This is a genomic window from Treponema sp. Marseille-Q4523 (assembly GCF_016901105.1).
Lineage (GTDB): Bacteria > Spirochaetota > Spirochaetia > Treponematales > Treponemataceae > Treponema_D.
The window spans coordinates 1-21,740 of sequence record NZ_JAFEVM010000029.1 but is presented as its reverse complement, the minus strand read 5'-3'; the positions used below and the strand labels follow the sequence as shown (position 1 = coordinate 21,740).

The following is a 21,740-nucleotide window of genomic DNA, read 5'->3' as shown; positions in this document are numbered from 1 at the left end:
ATGAATCCCGCAAATCCGCTCGACACGATCTATTACATCAAACTTCCCGAAGGCTTTTCGTTGTCCCGAAATGCGATGCGAGTTGATCCGGAAATCCCGCTGCCGGTGCAAAAAAAAGCCGGAGATGCGCCCGGTACGTTCAATGTCGAAGAATTGACTCAGGAGCAGATCCTCGCAGGCATTCTCACCGTGCTCGCCTACGACAAACACAACGAACACTTGGCTTATTACCGCTCGCTGCTGCAAAAAGCGCGGCCGAATATCAAACGGGAGCTTTCCGAAGGGGCTATCTTAAAAGCGAAAAACGAAGATTACGATATCGCAGAAGAAATGTTCGCGGCGCTTCGCGGTCTCGATCCCGACGATATGACGACCGTGCTCAACACTGCGCTTTTTTTCGACGAGCGTGCAAATTCGTACCGTCGTTCGGGATTGAACGAAGACGCCGACGCATACGATGCCGATGCACTGGGCTATTACAAAGCCGCGATGGATGCCGAACCTGCGATCCCCGATGCGTTTTTCAACGCGGGATTTTTTTATCTCAAACAGTACGCATACCGCGAAGCGAAAGACTGCTTTGAAACTTACATCGCGCTCACCTGCGACGTAAGCGACGATGTGCTCGGTGAAAACGGCATATACAAAAAAGAGCGCGCACAGGAAATCGTCGATAATATCCGCAATCAAAATATGGACGACGCACACTTTAAAGCCGCCTACGATTTGATTTCATCGGGTCAGGAAGCAAAAGGACTCGAAGAAATCAAACAATTTATCAAAACGAATCAAAAAGTGTGGAACGCGTGGTTTATGCTCGGCTGGGGACTTCGCAGACTCGGACGTTATGAAAACGCGGAACAGGCGTTTTTGGAATCGCTTTCGTGTCCCGGAGGAGAGACGAACTGCGATACGTACAACGAGCTTGCGATCTGCCGCATGGAACAAAACGATCTTGCCGGAGCAAAGCGCTATCTTTCGCGCGCGCTGTCGCTCGATCCCGAAAATACGAAGATCATATCGAATTTGGGATTCGTCGCACTGAAAGAAAACGATGTCGAAAAAGCGAAACGGTATTTTGCGGCGGCGCTCGAAATCGCCCCCGACGATAAAATCGCGGCTGCGGAATTATTAAAATTGGAAAAAGCGGAAAATTCATAAGTGCGGATGCGCGCGCTTCGAAAAGCCGCACGCATCAATATAAGTACGCGAGGCCGACAAAGCGTCCGCGTACTTGCCGGCGCTTGCAGTTCGCGCGCGGTGTGCCGCCGGCGTGCCTACTCCGCGTGCATGTCGAAATCGAAAACGAGCGTGTCGCCGACTTTTATATTGACGCGATCGAACCAGCCCTGCGGCACTTCGAGAGCATAGCGCACGCTCACCGTGCTCACGACGGGCGCTAGGCTGAGCGGCGTCATGTCGTATATGTCGCGGATGCGACCGCTCGAATCGATGTACGCGATCGAAAGAGGATGCGGCGTATCTTTCATCCAAAACGAAAGCACCTCGTCTTTGTCGAACACGAAAAGCATTCCCGTGCCGTCGGGGATACGTTTGCGCTTCATAAAGCCGCGACTCTGTTGGGCAGGGGTACGCGCCATTTCCGCGCGGACGCTCACCGTGCTGCCGTCTGCTCTTTTAAGCGTGAGAGTTTGGACTTCCATAGGCGATTCGGCCATACAGGCTGTAAAAAAAAGCGAAACCGCAAAAATCAAAGCGCAGACGGCTCCGCTTTTTCCGCATCGCTGCTTCCGGCATCGCATGCCGGGATTGTCCGTATGAAAATAATTGATTTTTCGATCATCGTTTTTTTTAACAATTTTCCCGCCGGTTATTTTTTCAACGATTTTAAAAATTATTAACTTTATCATCAATATTTCCTTATTGATTTTTTGCACACAACGGACTTGTACGGAGTTCGTCACAGCGAGTCCAAAAACAGTTCGCGCGTCATTTCGGCGGCGGAAAGCGGAACGAGGGATGCGGCGTTCAATTCGTCGAAGACTTTCGTGTCTACATATTTGATCGCAAGCGGCCGCTCGAGGCTCATCGTTACGGTATCGGATTTCCATTCGGATTTTTCGGGCGACAGAGAGGTCGGGTTTCCGTATTTTTTGCACAGCGCGCTGAAAACGCTGTAGTGATCCATGCGTTCCCGATCTATCGTGATGATCATAATATAGAGGCGGCCGTTATAAAATTGAAAATAGCACCGGTCGAGAAACGACGAAACGCCTCTCGCTTTTGCATCGGTTTCTATGAGCACGCGGTTTTCTCCGGGAAGCAGCGACACGTCCCGCTCTCCGTGATAGCCGAATTCGCCGTTTTTTTTCAAGCGTTCTTTTACTTCGTCGAGCGTCATGCCGAGCCGAATGCCGCCGTAGCCGAGGGGAAGTGCGTTTTGCGCGACAAGAACAAAAAGCGCGGTGAAAAAGAACAACGCAGCTGCGATCGTTTTTTTCATAGAAAACTCCGCATCACGCGCCCTGCTACGCGTTGTTGTTTTGCTTGCGGTAGAAAGCCGCCTGTTTGACGAGTTCGCGGCAGTCGGGTACGAGGATTTTTCCGTTGACAAAGCGGACATGGGAATCGGACTGCAATCGGATGAGGCTTTCGGCTTGCTGTTCTTTCGGAATCCCGCACATATTCGCCAAATCGTAGGGCGTCAAATCCGTTTGATACTGAACGTTTTGTTGTGAAAGATTGATCTTCGTTTTTTCAACTTGCAGCGCGAGGATGTCGATGAGCTTGTGCAGCGGATCGTGCAGGTTCGCGTTGTCTATCTGCCGGTACATCGACCACAAGCGGTCGGCGAGCATCGTCGTCAAGCGCGAGATGAGCTGGGGCTGAGTTGCGACCATCAAATCGAAGTTTTGCCGGTTTACCGCCATGAGTTTGCACGGCTCGTGCGCGATCGCGCTTGCCGAACGCGGCTTGTTTTCGAGCAGTGCCATTTCGCCGAACATATCGCCTTTTTTCAGCATCGCAAGGGTCACTTCGTTGCCGTCGACGACTTTTGAAATCTTCACCTGTCCTTCCTGGATGATAAACATGTCCGGGCCGTTTTGGCTTTCGGAAAATATCATCGTGCTTTTCGGATAGACGCGCATAAGGTCGGGCGTTGATTCGAAATACACCGCATGCGTGCGCTCTTTGAGCACGATAAAACGCTCTTTTGCGCGCCCCGCATTGAGACCGCGCGGACATGCTTTCAGGTATTGATAATAGGCGTATACTGCAATATCCGAAAAACCCGCTTTATCGTAATAGTCGGCGACGTCGAATATGTGTTCGGGCGTATCGGCGACGACGTTGTTGAGCGTCAGCTTTGTCAGCGTTTCGTTCATGGAGCGCATACCGTTTGCAAAGGTGCGGATGATCTTCATGGCGACGGGCGTATTGCGCATGATGAGTTCGGGGTATTGATCGCGGCGAACGGAAATACCGGTGACGTCGGTGATGGCGATAACGGTTTCGATCTGGGAATGCCCCGACATACACGGGATAACGCCGACGAAGTCTCCCGGTCCGAGCAGTTTGATCGGGCCGCCGGGCGCATCGGTCGCTTTAAAACAGCGGACATTGCCGCTTTGAATGATAAAGAAGCGATCGCTTTCTGCCTTCCCTTCAACGACGAGGTAAGATCCTTTTCTAAAATTTACAAATGATAATTGCAGCAATTCGATTCGCCCTCTGGTTTATAAGTATAAATTCCACTGCCTTGTTTGTCAATCTTTAAAATCGGCATAAATTCAACTTATCTTTACCGTATTCCGCAAAATAATATTTCACATTCGAGCGTAAATCCCGTCTTTTGCCGCACGGTTTCGACTATGCGATCTACGAGATCGTGCACGTCTTTCGCCGTCGCCCCTCCGGTGTTTACGATAAAGTTTCCGTGCCACGGAGCGATTTGAGCGCCGCCGGAGCGCATGCCTTTCAATCCCGCTTCGTCGATGATTTTTCCCGACGGCTTTCCGAATGCGCGATTGTTTTTGAACACGCTTCCCGCGCTCGGAAATTTAAAATGCCCCTTTGCGCTTCGCTCGGCGACGCAGGTTCTGCAGCGCTCTGCGATTTCGTTTTTTTTGTCTTCGGAAAGCTTTTTCGTTTTAAAAACCACGCGCGTGACGATCCGCTGCGTATTTTGAAAGGGCGATATTTTATAATCCCAATCCGCTGCGTTGAAGCGGTAGGTTTTTTCTTCGAGCGTAGAGTCGTCGATATAGCGGACTTCCGAGAGGACGTCGCTTACGGACACGTCGAAGCATCTTGCGTTCATGCAGACGGCTCCCCCTGCGCTTCCGGGAAGCCCCGCAAACGTTTCGATCCCCGAGAGAGCATGCTCCGTACAAAACGAAACGACGGACGAAACGGAAGCACCCGCTCCGCACGCGACACATTCGTCTGCGGCTTCGATATCGCAGAGTGCGCTCATCGAAACGACGGCGCCTTCAAAGCCTTTGTCCGATACGACGATATTACTTCCCCCTCCGAGCACGAAATACGGCACGACATCGGCCTTTAAAACCGAAAGCGCAAAGCGGAGAGACGGAACATCGAAGGGTTCTATAAAAAGGGGTGCGGCACCTCCGATACGGAAAGTCGTGTGATTTGCCATCGTTTCGGAAAAGAGAATGCGGCCTTTAAAATCGTCCGTATTGAATTTTTCAGCCGTTTCGCGTATGCTTGTCATTACGCTACAGTATACTGAAAACGTCTATACTTTTCGATAGGGATCGCTTATGGGATTACGGGTATTCAATACGATGGGACGGGAAATGCAGGATTTCGTGCCGATCACGCCGGGCTTTGTCGGTTTTTACGGCTGCGGTCCGACGGTGTATAATTACGCGCACATCGGAAACCTGCGCGCATACGTATTTCTCGACATACTCGACCGCACGCTTTCCTACCTCGGCTACGATAAAAAGCATGTCATGAACATCACCGATATCGGGCACCTTACGGGAGATGACGATTCGGGTGAAGATAAAATCGTCAAGACTGCGAAAGAACGCCATCAATCGGTGCTCGAAGTCGCGCAGTTTTATACGGATGCGTTTTTTAAAGATTTGGATGCGCTCAATATCCGCCGTCCCGACGTCGTGTGCAAAGCGACCGATCACGTTTCCGATATGATCGAATTGATAAAGCGTATCGAAGCGAACGGTCATACCTATATGTCCGGCGGAAACCTCTATTACGACGTGTCCACGTATGCCGATTACGGAAAGCTCGCAAACCTCCGCCTCGACGATCAAAAAGCCGGAGCGAGAGTCGGCGTCGATGAAAACAAACGCAATCCCTACGATTTCGTATTGTGGTTTACAAAATCGAAATTTGAAAATCAGGCGCTGTCGTGGGAAAGCCCCTGGGGAAAAGGCTACCCCGGCTGGCACATCGAGTGTTCGGCGATGAGCATGAAATACCTCGGCGATCATTTCGACATTCACACCGGCGGCATCGACCATATACCCATCCACCACACGAATGAAATCGCCCAGTCGGAAGGCGCGACCGGCAAAAAATGGGTCAACTATTGGCTGCACAACGAATTCCTCGTCGTCAAAAACGATGCGTCCGGAGACGGAGACAAAATGTCGAAGTCCGCGGGGAATTTTCTGCGTCTTCAAACGCTCGCCGATAAGGGCTACGACGCGCTCGACTACCGCTATTTTTTGCTCGGCGCTCAGTACCGAAGCCAAGTGTTTTTCAGCTGGGACGCGATGGAAAGCGCAAAAAATGCGCGGAAAGCGCTCGTAAAACGCGCCGCGCAGATTATCGAAGCATCTCACGGAAAAGCGGCATCTTCGCTCGGAAAAAAAGCGCAGGGGCATATCGATTCTTTTAAAGCCGCGCTCGAAAACGATCTTTCGACTCCTCAAGCGATGAGTGCGCTGCACCTTGCGGTAAAAGACGCGGAACTGAAAGCGGAAGAAGCGCTTTCGCTCATCAAAACGATGGACGGCGTACTCGCGCTCAAAATCGAAGCGGAAGCGGCAAAGCTCGAGTCCGCCGCGGTTATCGAAACGCACGAAGGAGACGCGGAAGCGGTCGAAATCGATGCCCTCGTCGCGGAACGGACGGCGGCGAAAAAAGCGAAGGATTTCGCAAAAGCCGACAAAATCAGAGAGGATTTGGCTTCGCGAGGCATCGTCATCACCGATACGCCGGAGGGGCCGGTGTGGAAACGGACGGCGAAGCAGCCGTAACTTTTTGGAGTTATCGTGTTTACTACGGTAGAGGAAAATCAATCGGGATCGTCTCATCCGCTCAATGCGGGCAATCCCGCGGATTTTAAAACGATATACGACGCGACGATGCAGCTTTTGTTCCGCATTTCGTACAGGGTCGTCGCCGACGAAGAAGCGGCGGAAGATTTGGCACACGATTCGCTCATCAAAGCGAACGAAAAAGAACTCGTCTTTCCGTCGCTCAACGATGCGAAGTATTGGCTCATTCGCGTCGTAAAAAACGCATCGCTCAATTACGTCAAGCGGAAGGGACGCGAGCGGAAAGCGTATCAAAAAGCGCTGTACGAAGATCATCGGACGGCGCCGTCGGGCGAAATCGACGTGCTCAAAGCGGAAGCCGCAGAAAAAGCGCGTGAAGCGCTCGCTCAGCTTCCGGAAAAGCTGCGCGAAGTTTTGATTTTGCGCGAATACGGAGATTTGAATTATAAAGAAATCGGAAAGACGCTCGGCATTACGGAAGGAAACGTAAAAGTCCGCGTGTTTCGCGCGCGCGAACAGCTGTCGAAATTATTAGGAGAAGACGATGTCTATCTGCCCCGGTAACGATATCCATTCGGTGTATCTCGATAACGAACTTCCCGAAACATACGTCGGAACATACGAAGCGCATATCAAATCGTGCCCGAAATGCGCGGCAAAACTCGCATCTCTCCGCGCTGTAAGCGCAGCATTCCGCTCGGAAGCGGACGGCATGACATTGGATAAAGCGACTCTCGACAAGAGCTGGGAGCGCCTCCAAGCGCGCCTGCGCTACAGTAAAACGACAAAACGCGTGTACCGCTTTTCCGAACACAATTTCCGATACGCCTTTTCCGCAGCGGCGGCCGCGGCAATTTTCGCGCTCATCATACCCGTACGCGTACTCCGCTCTCCTTCCGCAGTGCAAACCGCCGCGATCAATCCGATCTCCCGGAGCACAAGCGTCGAACTTGCAAAAAACAACGTCGTCATCAACGGCAATATCGAACAGCCGCATGCATTCGTGCCGTCCCGATCGGCTGAAGCCTACGGCACAAATGCGGGATACAGCACCGCTTTCGATGCGTCTTTCGGCGCATTCGACGGCGCCCGCTTCGACGCATCCCGTTCGGGAGAACGGCAGCTTGAAGATGTCGACCTCTTCCGTCCCGATTTTACGAACGGCAGCACGCTCGCGATCAAAATCGGCATACCCGAGATCGGCTGCGTTTCGCAGAACGCCGACATGGATTTTGCAAACGCACAGCTTGTGAGTTCGCTCAAGTGATTTCGTCCGGACAATTCAGCTATTCATTCAGAAAGTCGCCGCTGTTTCGGACGATGTGCGCCGCGGCGCTTGTTGCTTTCGTATCCTGTATCGTTTTTATGATCACGATGCGGATGCGGCGAAAACCCGTCATCGAAAGCCTCAATCCCCCTATAGGCGCCCCGGGCGATCTCGTTGTCATCAAAGGAAAAAATTTCGGCAGTGCCGGAAATGAAGGCTATGTCGAATTTGCAGGCAGTAAACTCACCGCAAGCTCATACATCTCATGGACGGACACGGAGATCAAAGTCATCCTGCCCGCAACTATCAGCGACGGACTCGTCTTTGTCGGAACGAAAACGAGTCGATCCGAACCGTCTTTTTTTACGAACGAGCGGGAAATACCCGTAGCCGTCCGTCCGAAAGCGCAAGTCTCCGTTCCGATCATCGCATCGATTTCAAACCCCGCTCCGACGGTAGGCGACCTCGTCGTCATATTCGGAAAAAATTTCGGCAATACGCACGATACGGCCGACGTATATTTTACGACGGAACGGGAAACCCCGCCGAACCGCAGTGCCCTTTCATACGAAACCGGAGCGGTCGGCACATTGTACATCCCTGCAAGCAAAAGCGATTTCGATTACGAATTTTGGAGCGATACCGAAATCCGCGTGCGCGTTCCCGACGGAGCAGCTTCCGGATCGCTGTATGTCGAAACGCCCGCCGGTCGTTCCGCTTCGCAAAAAATCGTTATCGATCCTCGCGCCGGTTCGAAAGCGTACGGCATGCAGCGCACCTATATCGCCCAGCTTGCAGCCGATATAAACAATATCGAAACGAAACAGCCGGCGACGATTAGGTTTTATTTTCCGCGTCCGGTACTCACCGCGGCCCAACCTTTTGCCGAACTCAGCGAATGCGATCCCGAACCCGCAATCGCCGATTATCAAAATACGATAGTCCATCAGCTGCAGGCGACTAAAGGTCCGTCGCCCGCAAAACGACGCTTTTCACAAAATTTCGTTATTTCGGTATACGAAGTCAAAAGCACCGTCCAGCCGAAATACATACGGCCCTATGACGATATGAATAAAGCGCTCTACGCATCGGCGACGAGAGCGGATAAATTTATCCCGTCGGATGACAGAGCCGTTACGAACCTTGCCGCAGCGATCGTCGGAAAAGAGACGAATCCCTATGTCAAAGCGAAGCTCATCTATTCTTATATGCTCGATAATTACAAATTGCGCGATGCCGCGTCAAAACCCGAATCACCCCTCAATCTTATAAAAAGCAAGCGGGGCGACGCTTATTGTTTTGCGCTTCTCTACACTGCGCTGCTGCGGGCGGCGGGCATTCCCGCGCTTACGGACTGCGGCGTACTCGTCGATCGGGATCTCCATACGCGCAATCACTGGTGGTGCGAATTCTATCTGCACGGCGTCGGATGGATCCCCGTCGATCCCTCCCTCGGTGCGGGATTGTCGTATGAAGGCTGGGGTGAAACGGGAGACGCACGAAATTATTATTTCGGCAGTCTCGATTCTCAGCACATTACGTTCAGCCGCGGTATCAACGATTTGAAGCCCGGTGCGGGCAACACGAAAATCGTACAGCATCCGCGCGGCTATGCGCTCCAATCCGTCTGGGAAGAATCGTCGCAGGGCACCGTTCAATACAGTTCGTTTTGGGCGGATCCCGCCATCCTCGGAGTGTATTAAAAACACGGCGCAATAAGCACGGAGAGAGAAGTTTCCCGCGCTTTGAAAAGTGCGATGTTCTAATTCGCTCTATTCCGTAAAGCGCTGCGGCGGCGTGACGATCCAAATCGCTTCCGCGTTTTCTTTCGTTTTATTTTCGAGCATGTGCGATGAGCCTGCGGGAAACGAAGCGCTGTCTCCCGTTTTCAGTTCGTATGCTTCTTCTTCGTATTTGAGCGTGATGACGCCTTTGACGACGACACCCAGTTCCCAGCCGATATGACCGTACGAACCGCGGTGCGTGCGGGAATGCGGCTTCATTTTTATTGCGTACGCTTCAAACCGATTTTCTTTTTCCGATCTGTCCGATACTGCAAGTTCTTCATACGTGACGTCGTCTTCCGAAATCGTCCGCCGTTCGTCGCTGCGCGTGATTTTGACCGGACGCTTTCGCCGGTATTCTTCGAACAAAAATTCAAGATTGATGTCGAGCGCGTCCGCGAGCGCAAGCAGCGTATCGATCGCGGGAGAAACCTTATTGCGCTCGATCTGCGACACGAGGCTTTCGCTCACTCCCGCTTTATCGGCGACGACTCTGAGCGTCATGCCCTTATGTTCGCGCACCATGCGCAACTTTTCGCCGAAATGATAGGGCACGCGTTTGTTTTCTTTTTTACCGGCCGAATTGATCCGTGTCATCGTTTCCTCTCGTCGTTTCTCATTCGCCGCCTGCTGAAGCTGCGGAGAGCGGCATTCGATTCGTACGTTTTGTTCGTTATACGTTTTGCTCGGTAACGAATTGGATAAAGTAATCTTCGAGTGTTTTATGCGGACCGGGCAGCTTCATCCGCGCGCGTTCTCGGGCGTCGTCCCTTCGGATCGTATAGAGCGAATAAAAATCGCGGTAATCGAGTCCCGCATCCGTTTTAACATGCGTGCCGAGGTAATCGGCCACTTCGTCGCGCCCGATCGCCGCTATGCCCTTGGTACGCAAAATCGTGCGCAGCTGCGAAATCTGCTCGTACGAAATGCCGAACAGAAATTCTTCCATCGCTTGAGAGACGCCCGGATCGCTTAATTTATTTTTAATAAAACCGAGCCACTGTCCGTCCATCTGCATCGAAATGAGCAGGAGTTCGCTCGTGCCCATCATCGTGCCGAACGCGGGAGCGAGTTTCCTGCGCGCCGTCCACACTTCGTTGAGGATGGGTGCGATAACTTGAATGCGGTCATCCGTGCGATATTCCCACAGCATGAGCAGGGAATAGCCCCATTGACGGCGGATTTCACGCGACAACGTTTTGTCTCCGATCAAATTCAAATACACGTCTTCGGCTAACAGCGAAAACATCATCGTAACCGCTTCGGTCATGAGTTCTTCTGAAAGAGACGCGGGCGCTTTGATCCGCGTGCTCTGTTTTGAAAGCGAAGAAAATGTGTGCATTTTTGCAACGAGAAAGCCTTTGCCGAGGCTCGCTTTCGACGGCAAAAGCAGTGTACGATCTCCCGCTTCCTGATTGTCGATGAGCATCTCCACGAGCGTTTTCGGCGTACGCATGCCGCCCGGTAAATCGTGCTGTTCGAGGAGCGACGGAAACAGTGCGATTGCGCGTGCGAGGTGTTCGAGGTCTTTCATCCGGTCTTTGATTATCAATACGCGCTCGGCATCCGCTTCGCTCATGTATACGAGCAGATCGTCGATGAGTTTTTTTTGCTTTTCCGTGAGGATGACGATGCCTTTGTCATCCTTGCTGCGCGCGATGTTGTCGGTATCGTAGATGTGTTTGATATCGACTGGAGAAGTAGTCATTTCCGTATCGATCGTCCTTTATTAATAATACTGCGAATCTTAACAAACGAAACGTCGTTCGTCAATGTTTCGTTCAAGTTTCGAGTGGAAAATACCGATCCGCCCTGAGGTATGGCGACCGGTATTTTTTATTCCGCCGCCGGCGTTCCTTCTTTTGCTTCGGCCGAAGATTCGGCAGCCTGTGATCCTTGCGCATCGACGGTCTGCGATTCCTGTCCGCCCGTATCTTGCATTTTTTGTACGGTCTCGTTTGCCGTGTCCGCGCTTTCACCTTTTGTTCCGACATCCGTCTGCACTTCGCTCGATTTTGTTTCCGGCAATTTATTTTTCGGGATACGCTGCATGCCGATTTCCGCCAATTTATTGTATGCCCCCGGCAGCACGCCCGGCGTCGTCGATGCGTACATATCGAGTATCTCTTTAAATGACGCGTACGCTGCCGCGTATTTTTTTTGTTTTAGGTAGAGATGCCCGAGTTCGTATCGCGCTTCCACATAGACTGACGAATCGATACCGTACCGCGCGATCACCGTTCTGTAATAGGTTTCCGCGTTTTTATATTGAGCGCTTCCGTATGCGTTTTGTCCGAGCTGAATGAGCTGCGTGGAAGTTAAATCTTCCGGAATATCTTTTACCGTGCGGCAGGCGGCAAATAAAAGCGCACCGCACACCGCCGAGGTCAATGTAATGGCAATAATTCTTTTCATAACACCCCCAGTGTACAATGAGAAGTATAAAAAAAGCAAGAGCTTGAGGATTCCGAGCAATGCGGAGGAATCCTCAAGCTCTTGATAAAAGAAAAACGGCAAAGCCGTTTTTCGACTCCCGACTTCTTATAAGATTCCGAGCAGTGCGGAGCAATCGCCGAGCGTCTCCTATCACAAAGCGCGCATAAATGCCGCGCTTTGTGTCCTCATAAGGAATTGCAGTCGGCTTTCATACTTTTCATTGCATCCGAGAGGATGAGGTATGAAAGCCTCCGCGCGGATAAAAGAAAAACGGCTCGGCCGTTTTTCGACTCTCGACTTCTTATAAGATTGCGAGCAGTGCGGGACTTGCAACGAGCGCATCGAAGCCGAACGATGAGCTCATTTTTTTAAAAAATTTTTATGCATATGCTCCGAAACTGCACTGTTGCAGACGATCTTATTTAAGGAAATCGCATTTTCAAAGTTACCTCTAAAAAAACGGTTTTCAGAGGTTTCCATATATGCATGGAGCATAATGCGTATGCAGATTTTTTCGTTTTCTCCGTTCGGGTACGAAGGCGCACTCGTTAGGGTCGAAGTGGATATCAGGCGCGGCATTCCCGCCGTCGATATCGTCGGACTTGCGGACGGCGCGGTAAAAGAATCGCGCGAGCGTATGAGAGCTGCCGTACAGAATTCCGGCTTTGAGTTTCCGCCGGAGCGCGTACTCGTCAGTTTATCGCCCGCGGATATGCGTAAAGAAGGCGCCGGCTTCGATTTGGCGATCGCGCTTGCCGTTCTCCAAGCACGCAGCGGAAAAGATTCGTTTTCCGATTCGCCTTCCGTTCTCGTCATGGGGGAACTCGAACTTTCGGGAAATGTGCGAGGTGTGCGTGCCGTTCATGCGGCCGCTTCCACTGCCGCCGCTTCGGGTATTTTTAAATGCATCGTACCGCTTGCGAACGCCGACGAAGCGCGCGAAGTGAACGGCATGAAAGTGTACGGGGCGGCATCTCTCGAAGATGCGTTTTCCGCACTCGCTTCGGATGAAGTTTTTACAGAGCGCGGCCCTTCGCTGCAAAACGCCTTTGTGCCGGAGGACTGTGTCGAAACGGAGGGCGTGCTTTTTCCGCCCGTTACCGAAGGTTTTGAATTCGCCGATATCGCGGGACAACGTTTTTTTGTGCGGGGCTTGCAGATTGCGGCGGCCGGCGGGCACAACCTCATTGCGATCGGCGCTCCCGGCTGCGGCAAAACGATGGCGCTGCAAAAATTTCACGCGCTCCTTCCGCTGCTTGCAGTCGAAGAAGCGCAGCCCGTCACGCGCATCTATTCGATTGCAGGGCTCATGCGCGGAAACGAACCGCTTATCAGGGTTGCTCCGTTTCGTCAGCCGCATCAAACCGCGACGATCGAAGGCATGTGCGGAGGCGGAGCGCGCTGTATTCCCGGAGAAATATCGCTTGCGCACAACGGCGTACTCTTTCTCGATGAAGCCGCCGAGTTCCGTTCGTCGGTTTTGCAGATGCTCCGTGTTCCGATCGAAAGCGGACGCATCACGCTCGCCCGCGCCGGACGCTCGACGATCTATCCCGCGTCGTTTCAGCTGCTCATGGCGGCAAACCCCTGTCCCTGCGGAAACTTCGGATCGAAATTGAAAATCTGCCTATGCAGCGCCCGCGCCGTCGAAACTTATTGGAATAAATTTTCAGCGCCTCTTTTAGACCGCATCGATATGCGCGTTTTCGTCGACAATGAAGGAACGGGGCAGGACGCGGCGCGGACGACGACTGCCGAATTGCGCATGGAAATCGCCCGTGCGGTAAAAGTGCAGCGGAAAAGGCAGGGCAAAAAAAACGCAAAGCTTTTACCGGAAGAAATTGCCGGATGCTGTCCGATGAGCGCGGAAGGGCGAAAGTCGCTCGACAACGCGGCGATGCGCTGCGGGTTTTCTCCGCGTGCCGCAGCAAGCTGTATAAAAGTCGCGCGTACGATAGCCGATATGGCGGGCTGCCCCGTTATACAGGAAACGCACGTAAAAGAAGCGATACGATATCGAAAAGCGTGCACGGGCTTTTTGCCGGAAAATGCGGACGGGTAGGATACACTCTTTGCGCGACATCCGGCAATGTGCACGACACGTGCCGGCAGGTAGTTCGTTAGCATACTGCAACAAATTGACAAAGACGTGCAAAAATGCTAAAACCACGCACGAGGTTTTAAGTTATGGAAAACATGATGCAGTATCTTAAAGATATCGATAAAGAAAAACTGAAAACGGTTTTGGAAATAAAAGAAGCGTACAACGGCGGGCGTATGAGCCTTGAAGAAGCGAAGCGGATTTTAAAGGAAAAAGTAAAAAAGCTTACGCCTCAGGAAATCGCCGTTGCCGAGCAGGAACTCAAAGAATTCGAAGACGAGGAGTGCCGCAAAGAAAACATTCAAGGTATGCTTGTCCTTTTTGAAGATATCATGGACACATCCCGCCCCGACCTGCCGGCAGATCATCCGATCATGTGCTACTACCGCGAAAACGATGCGCTTTTAAAAATCATGCTTGAAATCGAAGATTTGGTTCAATACCCGCTCATCAAAAATCAATGGCTCGAAATCTACGATAAGCTTGCGCAGTATCGTCTCCACTTTTCCCGCAAGCAAAATCAATTGTATTCCATGCTTGAGCGCAAGGGCTTCGACCGTCCGACGACGACGATGTGGACGCTCGACGATTTTATCCGCGACGAGATAAAAGACGCGCGCACGCTTTTGGATGAAGGTAAAGACGACGCCTTCCTCGCGATGCAGCCGACGATCGTCGCCGACGTCCGCGATTTGATTTCCAAAGAAAACACGATTCTGTATCCGACCTCTCTTGCGATGCTCACTCCGGAAGAATTCGAAGATATGAAAATCGGCGACAGAGAAATCGGTTTTGCGTGGATCGATGTAAACTCAAGTTCCGCAAAAAGCGGAGCGGCCGCTTCTTCGAAGGGCAGCTGTGCGGATGCGAAAACTGTGTCGGGTGCAGGCGGCGATTTTGCAAGCGACCTTGCAAAGCTTTTGCAAAAACACGGTTACGCAGCTCCCGCCGGCGAAGAATTCGACGTTACGACGGGACGCTTGACGCTCGATCAAATCAATTTGATCTATAAACACATGCCGGTTGATATTTCCTACGTCGACGAAAATGAAATCGTCCGCTTTTACACCGATACCGAACACCGCGTGTTTCCGCGCAGCAAAAACGTTATCGGCCGCGACGTAAAAAATTGTCATCCGAAAGCGAGCGTTCACATCGTCGAAGAAATTATTAAAAAATTCAGAAGCGGTGAAGAGAGCGAAGCGGAATTTTGGATAAATAAGCCCGGTCTTTTTATCTATATCACGTATATCGCGGTGCGCGATGCCGACGGGCGTTTCCGCGGCATTTTGGAGATGATGCAGGACTGCACGCATATCAGGAGCCTCGAAGGCTCGCAGACGCTTTTGACGTGGAGCAGCGGCAAAAAAGAGAGCGGTTATGTAGCCGATGGTTCTTCGCGCGGCAATGCCGATGATGCTGCTTCGAAAAGCAATGCAGCGGACGCGGAAAGCTCTCTGAAAAAAGAAAGAGCCGAAGCAGAGGCGGCCGCGCCGGAACATTATTCGGAAAGTGCGAAAGACGCAAAGGTTTTGCCGCTCAAAGGCGAAACGAAACTTTCGGATTTGCTTGCATCCTACCCGTGGCTGAAAGCCGAACTTCCGTCGATCAATCCCGCATTTAAAATGCTTCAGACGCCGCTTGCCCGCATTATGATCCCGAAAGCGACCGTTTCTATGATGAGCGAGCGCAGTCAAATGTCGATGGACGAATTGATCGCGGCGATCGAAGCGAAGATAAAAGCGCACGAAGGAAAGTAGGTCGAGCGGAGCGGCGCAAAGCCCGCCTTTTTGTTTGCCGGCAAAGAGACTTGAATCCCTCCGGTCGTGTACATCCTGTACACTCCCTGCGGGAACGCCTCCGCTCGCTTCCGGCGGCATCCTGCCGCCTCTTCTTCGCACCTGCTCAGCGCGAGCTTCGGAGTTCAAGTCTCTGTTTGCAGATAGTCAATAGTATTATTGTTATAATGATTTATTTGCTGATGTGAAATTTCTTGTTGCCGGCAAAGAGACTTGAACTCTTACGGCCTTGCGGCCAAGGGATTTTGAGTCCCTCGTGTCTACCATTCCACCATGCCGGCAGGGTAAATGTCAATATACCGCAATAGCGGTATATTTGCAAGTGCGCAGTGAAACGTTATAATTATTTTTATGATACACAACGCGGGTGCGGCCGACTTTGTCGGTGCGGAGCCGGAGCGCGTGCTGAAAGCCGTTTTCGGTTACGATTCTTTTCGACCCTTTCAAAAAGAGATTATCGCGTCGGTGCTCGCCGGAAAGGATACGCTCGCCGTTATGCCGACCGGCGGCGGTAAATCCCTGTGCTGCCAAATTCCCGCACTCATCTTCGACGGACTGACGATCGTCGTTTCTCCGCTCATCGCGCTCATGCAGGATCAAGTGTCCGCTCTTGCCGAAAACGGTGTCAGCGCCGTGTTTTTAAACAGCACGCTCGAATGGGACGACTATCGAAAAGCTTCGGACGATATTCGATCGGGAAAGATAAAACTCGTTTACGTTTCACCCGAAGGTCTTGCGACGGAGCGCTTAAAAGATTTGTTTTGTTCCGACGGCGTCAAAGTGAGCTGCGTTACGATCGACGAAGCGCACTGTATCAGCGAGTGGGGGCACGATTTCCGTCCCGATTATCTCGAACTTGCTTCCGTGCGGCATCTCTTTTCCGATGCCGTGTGCCTTGCGCTGACGGCGACTGCAACGGCTTCCGTGCGAGCCGATATTATTAAAAATCTCGGCATGAAACGATGTCGGATTTTTGTCGCGAGTTTTAACCGTGAAAATATTTTTCTTGAAGTGCAGCCCAAGCGGAACGCGCTCGGTCAAGTCGTACATTTTATTAAAAATCATCCGGATGAAAGCGGTATCGTCTATTGTTTTTCGAGGCGCGAAGTCGCCGATCTTACGCATTCTCTTTGCGATATGGGATTTTCCGCACTGAATTATCACGCGGGATTAAGCGACGCCGAGCGCGCATCGCATCAGCAATCGTTTATCCGCGATAAAGCGCTCATCATGGTTGCAACCGTCGCATTCGGTATGGGGATCGATAAGCCGAATGTGCGCTTTGTCATCCATTATTCCGTTCCGAAATCCGTCGAACAATATTATCAGGAGATCGGCAGGGCGGGGCGCGACGGACTTCCTGCTCACGCGCTGCTCTTATACGGCGCGGAAGACGTACGGAAAATCCGCTGGTTTTTCGACGAAAGCGCCGACCGTAAAAAATCGGAACGGCTTTTGCAAAGCATGATTTCTTATGCGTCATCAAAGACATGTCTCCGACGGTTTTTGCTTTCCTACTTCGGCGAAGAAGGTGTAAGTCAGGACGCGTTTTCGTGCTGCAGCGTCTGCGCAGCCGGAGAGCTTCCGTCGGTCGATGTGACGCTTCCCTCTCAAAAGCTTCTTTCTTGTATTTTGCGTACGCGGGAGCGATTCGGCGCGTCCTACGTCATCGATGTGCTTACGGGTTCTCGTGCCAAGCGCATTGCGGAAAACGGACACGATTCGATTTCGACGTGGGGTATCGGAAAAGACTTTCCGAAGAGCGATTGGTTTGCGCTCACAGATGCGCTTGTCGATGCGGGCTATCTTCATAAATCCGAAGACTACCGCGTGCTCTCTCTTTCGCAAAAAGCAAAGCGCACTTTGACTTCGCGTGAAAAAATCGAACTGCCGCTTTCTCTCGGAGCTTTCGAAGCGGAAGATGATCGGCTTCCGGTAGTAAAATCCGAGGCATCGCCTTTCGGATCCGATTCATTCGGTTTTCCGCGCAAAGCTGCAAAAAAATCGCTTCCGTCAAAAATCGTCGATCAAAGCGACGGAGATGCGCTCCGCATCGCGCGGGAACTCAAAGCGTGGCGCAAAAAAATCGCCGAAAAAGAAAACGTGCCGCCGTACGTCATATTCGGAGATCGGACGATAGCCGACATTGCGGCCAAAAAGCCGGCAAACGAGACGGAACTTTCCCGCGTATACGGCATCGGTTCGGTAAAAGCCGACCGCTTCGGAAGCGCGATCATACGCATCGTGAAAAAAAATTAAACGATTATCGTCGCTATATGATTTTTATGGAACCAAGTTTTTGTATTTTCTGTCATTTGATCGGTAATAATGCTATTGATTTTATCAAGGGGACATACTTTTGCAAATGCTTTTTTTTCGGCTTTTGATGAATCTGCCATAAGGCATATTTTATCGGCATGCATAATCATTGTACGTTTGATTTCAGCTTCTTCAAGGCTTTCGCACGTAAGTATATTGTCATTCACCGAGTATCCTGCAGTACCAAGAAACAATATATCGGCATTTATACGTTGAATATCATATTTTGTTATTTCGCCTAAAAAACCCATACAATATTTACTTAATGTACCGCCAGCAAGAATAAGCTCTATTGAGGATGATGGCTCAACTTTTGCTGCGACAAGAAGAGAGTTTGTTACGATCGTTATGGACATATCTTTTATATAATCCATGAGCCGTACCGTTGTACTGCCTGTATCTATTATTATCTGCATTCCGCCGTGTATCATTTCGGACGCAGCACGTGCTATCCTTTCTTTTTCAGTTGTATATTCATTCAGCAGATTGGAGACAAATCTGAGTATGCCTGGTTTATCTGCAATTACCGCACCTCCGTATGTACGCACAATCATGCCTTTTGCTACGAGAAAATCGAGGTCGGATCGAATTGTTACATTTGATACGCCTAATTTTTTTGCAAGATAGCTCACTTCAACGATTTCATTTTTTTTGAGATTTTTTAAAATTTCACTTCTTCGTTCGACAGAATTCATATCATAACGATTTTATCTAAAAAAATATGTTTTGGGAACAGTCTTTCTTTTATTTTTACTTTTTTTCTGTTAATGTTGTAATTTATTTATGTTATTTTATTGTAATACAATAAAATAACATAAATAAATGTTTTCTTTTTTTTTCTTTTTTTTATAAAAATGCTTGACAGCTGAAAAAAAGCGGGTGATAATTATTCTAGTTTGTTCATAGGAGGCGTAACATATGAAAAAGGTACTAGTAATGTTATTTGCACTTTGCGTTGCCAGTATGCTCGCATTTTCAACTGGTTCCGGTGATAATGCCGGAACTTCGAGAACGGTAGTGGTATATTCTTCTCATGATTCCGATCCGCTTAATGCTGCGGTAAACGATTTTATGGCAAAATATCCATCTATCAGAGTCGATGTTGTTTCCCTTGGTGGCTCTCAGATTTTTAGCAGACTTGAAGCAGAGGCTGCAAATCCTCTTGCTGATGTTGTATGGGGTGCTGGAGTAGATACGGTTGACAACTATAGCCGATATCTTGAAACGTATGTTTCCAAAGAAGATCCTTTTATTGCTCCTCAGTTCAAGGATCCAGAGCAAAAATGGTATGCAGATTCGCTTGTTGTGTATTGCACATTATACAATAAAAAACTTGTCGGCACCGATATTCCGAAAACATGGCAGGTTCTTGCCGATTCAAAATGGAAAGGAAAAATCGCTATGGCTGACCCGACTTCTTCAGGCTCTGCGTATGTACAAGTATGCTCGATGTTGTTTTTGAATGGAACGAAATCAAAAAATTACGAAGACGGCTGGCCATTTATCACACGCTTTTATAGAAATCTTAACGGTATTATCCAATCAAGTTCTGGAAATTGCCATAAAATGGTTGCAGACGGTGAATATGCAATCGGTTTAACGCTTGAAAAATTTGCTGTAAAGTATACAAATCATCCCGACGTAGAATGGTATTATGCTGATGAAGGAACTGCAGCGGTTGGTGAGGGGATTGCTCTTGTAAAAGGTGCAAAAAATCCGGAAAATGCAAAGCTTTTTATCGATTTTATTTTGAGTAAAGAATGTCAAGAAAAGCAGAGTGTCGATTGGGCTCGGCGTTCGACACGAAGTGATGACATTACACCATATAAAGGCCTTCCGTCGCTTAAAAATTTAAAGATTCTTAATTATGATCTCCAATGGGCCTCTGATAATAATAAAGCTGTAAAAGGAAAATGGCAAGAAATTGTTGTTAATAATTAAATAGTTGTTGATACAGTTGTTTTTACAGGAAGCAATTTGCTTCCTGTATTTTTAATCGATAAGGAATAGCAGAATGAGTCATTCGGTAATTATCAAAGATATAGTTAAATATTATGACGACTTTTTAGCCTGCAACCACATAAGTCTTACTGTCAATAAAGGAGAATTCTTTACATTGTTGGGACCGTCAGGATGCGGTAAGACAACATTGCTGAGAATGATTGCAGGGTTTAATTCTGTTGAAGGTGGTGATATTTGCTTTGATGATACGGTGATTAATGATCTTCCTGCGCATAAGCGAGATATCGGTATGGTATTTCAAAATTATGCTATTTTTCCGCATCTGACGGTAGAGGAGAATATCGCCTACGGGCTAAAAGCTAGGAAAATTTCAAAGTCGGAAATGAAAGAAAGGATACGAGAAGCGCTACAACTCGTACAGATTGAGCATTTACGAAAAAGAAAAATAAACGAACTTTCAGGTGGACAGCAACAACGAATCGCGCTTGCACGTGCGTTTGTTATAAAGCCAGCCGTACTGCTTATGGATGAGCCACTTTCAAATCTGGATGCAAAACTGCGCGTACATATGCGTACCGTTATAAGAAAACTACAAAAAAATCTCGGTATTACGACCATTTATGTTACACATGATCAAGAAGAAGCACTTGCGATCAGCGATAGACTGGCAGTTATGAAAGATGGCAAAGTTATGCAAATTGGAGCACCGGCAGACATATATAAGCATCCGGCAAATTCATTTGTTGCCGGTTTTATTGGCGTATCAAATTTTATTCCGTGTGTAATTGAGAATAACACAATAAGAATAAATGATTCATATGCTCTTTCTTGGCCGCATCGGAGTGTTTTTGCCGGTAAAGCGAACCTTTCCGTACGACCTGAACAATTGTCGTTGTCAGATACAGGACCAGGATTATATGGAAATATAACACTTTCTACATTTCTCGGCGATTTTGTACAACATGAAGTTGAACTTAAAGACGGACAAATTATAGAAGTGAATGAGTATGCAAAGGATGGTGTGGATATCAGGACAATAGGTTCATCTGTATACATCACAATTGATAAGAGCACAATAGTGCTTTTCGATACTGAAACCGGAGAAGCGTTGTTATGAAAAAAATAAACTTCAGGTTTGATTTTTGGTTTTTCGTAAAAATTTCTATATTTCTATTACTTGTATTTTTTTTACTGTATCCGTTTTCTTCGTTGATAACAAGAAGTTTCCAGTCGGAAAACATGGAAAAATTTTCATGCTATAATTTTTATACGTTCTTTACAAAAAAATATTATTATTCCGCGTTGCTCAATAGTATATATGTTGCAGCTGTTCCGACTGTTATCTGTGTTTTTATCGGTGTACCTATGGCATACATTATCAATCGATATAATATTCCGGCAAAAGAGCTGATACATATTTTAATAATTATGTCACTGCTTTCCCCCCCGTTTATCGGCGCGTATTCATGGATTATGTTGTTTGGACGCTCTGGCTTTGTAACAAAGTTGTTTCTCGATTGGTTTGGTATTAGAATGCCGTCGATATACGGTAAAACAGGGATTATATCGGTTTTTGTATTTAAATTATATCCGTATGTATATCTTTATGTTGCCGGAGCGCTTTCTACAATAGATGGATCGCTTGAAGAAGCGGCAGAAAATCTCGGATCGAATAAGTTTCGAAGGATAATTACTGTATCGCTACCGGTTATCATGCCTACAATTACGGCCGGTGCTCTGATGGTTTTTATGACGGCGTTAGGTGATTTCGGTACTCCTCAACTTATCGGAGAAGGTTATCGTGTTCTTGCTAATTTAATTTATAATGAATATATA

At 49.2% G+C, this 21,740-nt stretch carries 19 protein-coding genes and 1 tRNA gene; 11 read left to right on the top strand and 9 right to left on the bottom strand.

Annotation, left to right across the window (positions count from 1 at the left end; translation table 11 throughout):
* The gene (locus JSQ97_RS09605) at positions 1 to 1,161 is read left to right on the top strand and encodes a tetratricopeptide repeat protein (protein ID WP_205075857.1); all 1,161 of its coding nucleotides are present in this window, start codon (positions 1 to 3) and stop codon (positions 1,159 to 1,161) included.
* Positions 1,162 to 1,277: 116 nt separating this feature from the next.
* Here the strand turns inward: JSQ97_RS09605 and JSQ97_RS09600 are convergent, their stop codons facing one another.
* The 4 genes from JSQ97_RS09600 to murB form a co-directional block, all read right to left on the bottom strand.
* On the bottom strand, positions 1,278 to 1,679 hold the full coding sequence (locus JSQ97_RS09600) for a DUF192 domain-containing protein (protein WP_239447074.1): 402 nt from the start codon (positions 1,677 to 1,679) through the stop codon (positions 1,278 to 1,280).
* A gap of 242 nt (positions 1,680 to 1,921) precedes the next feature.
* Entirely contained in the window at positions 1,922 to 2,464 is a 543-nt protein-coding gene (locus JSQ97_RS09595) for a hypothetical protein (protein WP_205075856.1), read from the bottom strand.
* 25 nt (positions 2,465 to 2,489) lie between these two features.
* On the bottom strand, positions 2,490 to 3,680 hold the full coding sequence (locus JSQ97_RS09590) for a Crp/Fnr family transcriptional regulator (protein ID WP_205075855.1): 1,191 nt from the start codon (positions 3,678 to 3,680) through the stop codon (positions 2,490 to 2,492).
* An 83-nt stretch (positions 3,681 to 3,763) separates the two neighbouring features.
* Positions 3,764 to 4,696, bottom strand: coding sequence for a UDP-N-acetylmuramate dehydrogenase (murB, locus tag JSQ97_RS09585; RefSeq protein ID WP_205075854.1), 933 nt, complete (start codon positions 4,694 to 4,696; stop codon positions 3,764 to 3,766).
* Positions 4,697 to 4,745: 49 nt separating this feature from the next.
* Between murB and cysS the strand changes: the two genes are divergently transcribed.
* From cysS to JSQ97_RS09565, 4 genes are all read left to right on the top strand, one after another.
* Positions 4,746 to 6,215 carry a cysteine--tRNA ligase gene (gene cysS / locus JSQ97_RS09580; protein ID WP_205075853.1) on the top strand — a complete coding sequence of 490 codons (1,470 nt, stop codon included), beginning with the start codon at positions 4,746 to 4,748 and terminating at the stop codon, positions 6,213 to 6,215.
* Between the two features lie 15 nt (positions 6,216 to 6,230).
* Positions 6,231 to 6,800, top strand: coding sequence for an RNA polymerase sigma factor (locus JSQ97_RS09575; RefSeq protein ID WP_187383483.1), 570 nt, complete (start codon positions 6,231 to 6,233; stop codon positions 6,798 to 6,800).
* Positions 6,781 to 7,503: an anti-sigma factor family protein gene (locus JSQ97_RS09570; protein WP_205075852.1), complete on the top strand. Its 723-nt coding sequence runs from the start codon at positions 6,781 to 6,783 to the stop codon at positions 7,501 to 7,503. Before JSQ97_RS09575 ends, JSQ97_RS09570 begins: the two co-directional genes overlap by 20 nt.
* 98 nt (positions 7,504 to 7,601) lie before the next feature.
* Positions 7,602 to 9,206, top strand: a complete 1,605-nt coding sequence (locus JSQ97_RS09565; RefSeq protein ID WP_205075851.1) for a transglutaminase domain-containing protein — start codon at positions 7,602 to 7,604, stop codon at positions 9,204 to 9,206.
* Positions 9,207 to 9,275: 69 nt separating this feature from the next.
* Here the strand turns inward: JSQ97_RS09565 and JSQ97_RS09560 are convergent, their stop codons facing one another.
* From JSQ97_RS09560 to JSQ97_RS09550, 3 genes are all read right to left on the bottom strand, one after another.
* On the bottom strand, positions 9,276 to 9,884 hold the full coding sequence (locus tag JSQ97_RS09560; RefSeq protein WP_205075850.1) for a helix-turn-helix domain-containing protein: 609 nt from the start codon (positions 9,882 to 9,884) through the stop codon (positions 9,276 to 9,278).
* Between the two features lie 76 nt (positions 9,885 to 9,960).
* Positions 9,961 to 10,995 (bottom strand): hypothetical protein, encoded by a 1,035-nt coding sequence (locus JSQ97_RS09555; RefSeq protein ID WP_239447072.1) that lies wholly within the window; start codon positions 10,993 to 10,995, stop codon positions 9,961 to 9,963.
* Positions 10,996 to 11,123: 128 nt separating this feature from the next.
* Positions 11,124 to 11,702, bottom strand: a complete 579-nt coding sequence (locus JSQ97_RS09550; RefSeq protein WP_205075849.1) for an outer membrane protein assembly factor BamD — start codon at positions 11,700 to 11,702, stop codon at positions 11,124 to 11,126.
* 523 nt (positions 11,703 to 12,225) lie between these two features.
* Between JSQ97_RS09550 and JSQ97_RS09545 the strand changes: the two genes are divergently transcribed.
* Both JSQ97_RS09545 and JSQ97_RS09540 read left to right on the top strand, forming a co-directional pair.
* Positions 12,226 to 13,785 (top strand): YifB family Mg chelatase-like AAA ATPase, encoded by a 1,560-nt coding sequence (locus tag JSQ97_RS09545; protein ID WP_205075848.1) that lies wholly within the window; start codon positions 12,226 to 12,228, stop codon positions 13,783 to 13,785.
* A 125-nt stretch (positions 13,786 to 13,910) separates the two neighbouring features.
* On the top strand, positions 13,911 to 15,584 hold the full coding sequence (locus tag JSQ97_RS09540; protein WP_205075847.1) for a DUF438 domain-containing protein: 1,674 nt from the start codon (positions 13,911 to 13,913) through the stop codon (positions 15,582 to 15,584).
* Between the two features lie 237 nt (positions 15,585 to 15,821).
* Here JSQ97_RS09540 and JSQ97_RS09535 read toward each other — a convergent pair.
* Positions 15,822 to 15,904 (bottom strand) — tRNA-Leu (locus tag JSQ97_RS09535).
* Positions 15,905 to 15,974: 70 nt separating this feature from the next.
* Between JSQ97_RS09535 and recQ the strand changes: the two genes are divergently transcribed.
* Complete coding sequence (recQ, locus tag JSQ97_RS09530) at positions 15,975 to 17,882, top strand: DNA helicase RecQ (protein WP_205075846.1); 1,908 nt, start codon at positions 15,975 to 15,977, stop codon at positions 17,880 to 17,882.
* Here recQ and JSQ97_RS09525 read toward each other — a convergent pair.
* A complete protein-coding gene (locus tag JSQ97_RS09525) occupies positions 17,879 to 18,637 on the bottom strand; it encodes a DeoR/GlpR family DNA-binding transcription regulator (protein ID WP_205075845.1) in 759 nt (252 codons plus the stop codon). The two genes, recQ and JSQ97_RS09525, sit on opposite strands and share 4 nt — an antisense overlap.
* Positions 18,638 to 18,860: 223 nt before the next feature.
* Between JSQ97_RS09525 and JSQ97_RS09520 the strand changes: the two genes are divergently transcribed.
* From JSQ97_RS09520 to JSQ97_RS09510, 3 genes are all read left to right on the top strand, one after another.
* Positions 18,861 to 19,883, top strand: a complete 1,023-nt coding sequence (locus tag JSQ97_RS09520) for an extracellular solute-binding protein (RefSeq protein WP_205075844.1) — start codon at positions 18,861 to 18,863, stop codon at positions 19,881 to 19,883.
* A gap of 73 nt (positions 19,884 to 19,956) precedes the next feature.
* Positions 19,957 to 21,021, top strand: a complete 1,065-nt coding sequence (locus JSQ97_RS09515) for an ABC transporter ATP-binding protein (RefSeq protein ID WP_205075843.1) — start codon at positions 19,957 to 19,959, stop codon at positions 21,019 to 21,021.
* A partial coding sequence (locus tag JSQ97_RS09510) for an ABC transporter permease (protein ID WP_205075842.1) occupies positions 21,018 to 21,740 on the top strand: 723 nt, incomplete at its 3' end. The genes JSQ97_RS09515 and JSQ97_RS09510, both read left to right, overlap by 4 nt.

What these genes read in the sequence shown, in the direction of transcription:
- JSQ97_RS09605 (WP_205075857.1), top strand. Translation starts at nt 1, where the DNA reads ATGAATCCCGCAAATCCGCTCGACACGATCTATTACATCAAACTTCCC.
- JSQ97_RS09600 (WP_239447074.1), bottom strand. Translation starts at nt 1,679, where the DNA reads ATGGCCGAATCGCCTATGGAAGTCCAAACTCTCACGCTTAAAAGAGCA.
- JSQ97_RS09595 (WP_205075856.1), bottom strand. Translation starts at nt 2,464, where the DNA reads ATGAAAAAAACGATCGCAGCTGCGTTGTTCTTTTTCACCGCGCTTTTT.
- murB (WP_205075854.1), bottom strand. Translation starts at nt 4,696, where the DNA reads ATGACAAGCATACGCGAAACGGCTGAAAAATTCAATACGGACGATTTT.
- cysS (WP_205075853.1), top strand. Translation starts at nt 4,746, where the DNA reads ATGGGATTACGGGTATTCAATACGATGGGACGGGAAATGCAGGATTTC.
- JSQ97_RS09570 (WP_205075852.1), top strand. Translation starts at nt 6,781, where the DNA reads ATGTCTATCTGCCCCGGTAACGATATCCATTCGGTGTATCTCGATAAC.
- JSQ97_RS09565 (WP_205075851.1), top strand. Translation starts at nt 7,602, where the DNA reads ATGATCACGATGCGGATGCGGCGAAAACCCGTCATCGAAAGCCTCAAT.
- JSQ97_RS09560 (WP_205075850.1), bottom strand. Translation starts at nt 9,884, where the DNA reads ATGACACGGATCAATTCGGCCGGTAAAAAAGAAAACAAACGCGTGCCC.
- JSQ97_RS09555 (WP_239447072.1), bottom strand. Translation starts at nt 10,995, where the DNA reads ATGACTACTTCTCCAGTCGATATCAAACACATCTACGATACCGACAAC.
- JSQ97_RS09550 (WP_205075849.1), bottom strand. Translation starts at nt 11,702, where the DNA reads ATGAAAAGAATTATTGCCATTACATTGACCTCGGCGGTGTGCGGTGCG.
- JSQ97_RS09545 (WP_205075848.1), top strand. Translation starts at nt 12,226, where the DNA reads ATGCAGATTTTTTCGTTTTCTCCGTTCGGGTACGAAGGCGCACTCGTT.
- JSQ97_RS09540 (WP_205075847.1), top strand. Translation starts at nt 13,911, where the DNA reads ATGGAAAACATGATGCAGTATCTTAAAGATATCGATAAAGAAAAACTG.
- recQ (WP_205075846.1), top strand. Translation starts at nt 15,975, where the DNA reads ATGATACACAACGCGGGTGCGGCCGACTTTGTCGGTGCGGAGCCGGAG.
- JSQ97_RS09525 (WP_205075845.1), bottom strand. Translation starts at nt 18,637, where the DNA reads ATGAATTCTGTCGAACGAAGAAGTGAAATTTTAAAAAATCTCAAAAAA.
- JSQ97_RS09520 (WP_205075844.1), top strand. Translation starts at nt 18,861, where the DNA reads ATGAAAAAGGTACTAGTAATGTTATTTGCACTTTGCGTTGCCAGTATG.
- JSQ97_RS09515 (WP_205075843.1), top strand. Translation starts at nt 19,957, where the DNA reads ATGAGTCATTCGGTAATTATCAAAGATATAGTTAAATATTATGACGAC.